We start from the raw sequence: 2,871 nt of genomic DNA, 5'->3' as shown, positions 1-2,871 counted from the left end.
CCTGAGAGCTAGAAGGAATGGGCCCCAGAGTCACCGGATGTATTCCTTCAACACGCTGTTGCGGTTGGGGTGGCGCAACTTGCGCAGAGCCTTAGCCTCGATCTGCCGGATTCGCTCACGGGTGACATTAAAGATCTGGCCGATTTCCTCCAGAGTTTTCATGCGGCCATCATCCAAGCCGTAGCGCAACTTCAACACATCCCGTTCGCGGGCGGTGAGGGTTTCCAAAACGCTTTCCAGATCTTCTCTGAGCAAGACTTTGGCCACCCGATCCTCCGGCGTCTCCCCCTCTGACTCGATAAAGTCTCCCAGCCGAGAATCCTCTTCCTTGCCGATGGGGGTTTCCAAAGAGATGGGAAGCTGGGCCGACTTGGCGATAAAGCGCAACTTCTCGATGGTGATCTCCATGCGGGTGGCGATCTCCTCTTCGGTGGGCTTGCGGCCCAATTCCTGGGAAAGCAACTTGGTTACCTTTTTGATGCGGGAGATCGTCTCGTAGAGGTGGACAGGCAGGCGAATGGTGCGGGATTGGTCGGCAATGGCGCGGGTGATGGCCTGTCGAATCCACCACGTCGCATAGGTGGAGAACTTGTAGCCCTTCTCGTGGTCGAATTTCTCGGCTGCCCGAATCAGGCCCAGGGATCCCTCCTGAATCAAATCCTGAAAAGACAGGCCCCGGTTCATGTACTTTTTGGCGATGGACACCACCAAACGCAGATTAGACTGCACCATCTTTTCTTTGGCCCGCCGCCCCCGATGCAACCGCCGCCGAAACTCCGGCAAGGACATCTTGACCTCTTCTGCCCAGAGGGTGTCCGGCACCTCTTCTGGGTCTGACCAGAGGCCCATACGCTGAAAAACGGCCTCGCGAGCGCGCTCTAGCTCCAGCAGATCGGCAATTTTTCGGGCTAGCTCGATTTCTTCATCGGCCCGCAGCAGCCGAATACGCCCAATTTCCTGTAAGTAGACCCGGATAGAGTCATCGGTGTAGGGCTTTTTCTTACTGGCCGCCTTGCGCTTTGAGCGACCTTTGGCACCGGTAGCGGCAGTCTCTCCATCCTCCTCTGCTGCCTCTTCGTCGTCGTCATCCTCATCAAAAGCATCAGTGTCACCGGTATCCAGTTCGCTCTCGAGGGTATCTGTCTCGGTGTCCAACTCCAGGGCGCTGGAAGGTGGATTTTCCAGATCCGGTTCGAGAAGAGCTGTTTTACCCGATTTCACCAATTCCTTTGCTTGAGCCATGCTGAGTTCCTCGTGATCCTAATCACAGACAACTAAAGGTGACTAAGGGAGCTTAGACGCCAAAGGGAGAGGAGCAAGTTGCAGCTCTGCTGCATCCCACAACGCCAGAGTGAGGGAGCCGATATCCGCAAGCCAAAGCCTGACTTGCCCTAGGCCAGCCTGCCCGCTTCTGAATAACCGATTGCTCGGGTCAATCTGGAAGCAGATATCGCTCATGGAGCTCAACTGAACTGGCGCAAGACTCGTCTTGATGGACGGGGCCTCTCGAGGTGGCGAAAGGTGGATCTTTCTCTTCGTCGATCCTGCGACGGAGTGCGAGGCACTTTACCAAGGGGACGGAACATTCAGCACCTCAACCACTCCAACCTGCGAGGAGAAGATCGCTCTACAGCAGGCGGCAAGTGACCCTGGGAGGAACACTTGCGAGCAACTGTAGCCGTTCACACCAAAACGTCTTCCCTAAATTAGCCCGACCTGGGGGAAACAGCAACGGGGCAGGCAAAGAAAATGTTAAATTCACCTCAACAATGGCCAGAATGGAAGCCCTGGCCAGGGATCCATCCTTCGGCCTAGTCCGAGCAAATTGCTCGATGCTAACTTAAATCAGACTCTAGGTCGATGACACCCTGCCTGACTTTGACTTCTATGACCCATCCCTTCCTGCAGCATCTCCAGGAACGTGTGATTGTCTTTGATGGGGCGATGGGATCCTCCCTCCAGGCCCAGAACCTGACGGCAGCGGATTTTGGTGGGCTGGAGCTGGAGGGTTGCAACGAGATGCTGGTGCTGACCAAGCCGGAGGCGGTGGAGCGGGTACACCGCGGCTTTCTGGAAGTGGGGGCCGACGTTGTTGAGACCAATACCTTTGGGGCCACCTCCATCGTTTTGGCCGAGTACGGGATCCCGGAAAAAGCCTACGAGCTGAACGTGGCGGCGGCGCGACTGGCCAAGCGGGTAGCAGCCGAGTTTGCGACGCCGGAAAAGCCCCGTTTCGTGGCCGGCTCCATCGGCCCCACCACCAAGCTGCCCACCCTGGGGCACATCAGCTTTGATGAGATGCGGGCTGCCTACGAGGAGCAGGTGCAGGGGCTAGTTGACGGTGGGGCGGATCTGCTGATCATCGAGACCTGCCAGGACATTTTGCAGACCAAGGCGGCCCTGGTGGCCGTGCAGCAGGAGTTTGCCCGACGCGGGATCCGCCTGCCGGTGGTGGTGTCCCTGACCTTTGAGGTGCAGGGGACAATGCTGGTGGGCACGGAGATCGGGGCGGCTTTGGCCATCCTGGAGCCCTATCCCATCGATGTGCTAGGCCTCAACTGTGCCACCGGCCCCGACAAAATGGTGGAGCACATCCGCTACCTCTCTCGGCATTCCCCCTTTCCCATCTCCTGCATCCCCAACGCCGGCCTGCCGGAAAACATCGGCGGCAAAGCCCACTACAAGCTCACCCCGGAGCAGTTGCGCTTCCACCTGGAGCATTTTGTGCGGGATCTGGGGGTAGCGGTGGTGGGAGGGTGTTGCGGCACCCGTCCCGAGCACATTGCCGCCTTGGTGGAAGCTGTGCAGGGGCTGCGGCCTAAACGCCGCTCCGTCGAGCGCATTCCCGCTGCTGCCTCGATCTACACGCCC

General features: G+C 58.4%; 2 protein-coding genes. One reads left to right on the top strand and one right to left on the bottom strand.

Annotated features, from left to right (window positions below):
• Positions 1-30: 30 nt before the first annotated feature.
• On the bottom strand, positions 31-1,242 hold the full coding sequence (rpoD, locus tag NW840_RS04525) for an RNA polymerase sigma factor RpoD (RefSeq protein ID WP_414342645.1): 1,212 nt from the start codon (positions 1,240-1,242) through the stop codon (positions 31-33).
• A gap of 645 nt (positions 1,243-1,887) precedes the next feature.
• On the opposite strand from rpoD, the gene NW840_RS04520 reads away from it, so the two are divergent.
• Positions 1,888-2,871, top strand: a 984-nt coding sequence (locus NW840_RS04520; protein ID WP_414342644.1) for a homocysteine S-methyltransferase family protein, incomplete at its 3' end; no start/stop codon positions are given.

The organism is Synechococcus sp. R5-13, assembly GCF_047462015.1.
Classification (GTDB): Bacteria; Cyanobacteriota; Cyanobacteriia; order Thermostichales; family Thermostichaceae; genus Thermostichus.
Note: the sequence above shows the minus strand (reverse complement) of the source record. Positions and strands in the feature narration are given on the sequence as shown.

What these genes read in the sequence shown, in the direction of transcription:
- rpoD (WP_414342645.1), bottom strand. Translation starts at nt 1,242, where the DNA reads ATGGCTCAAGCAAAGGAATTGGTGAAATCGGGTAAAACAGCTCTTCTC.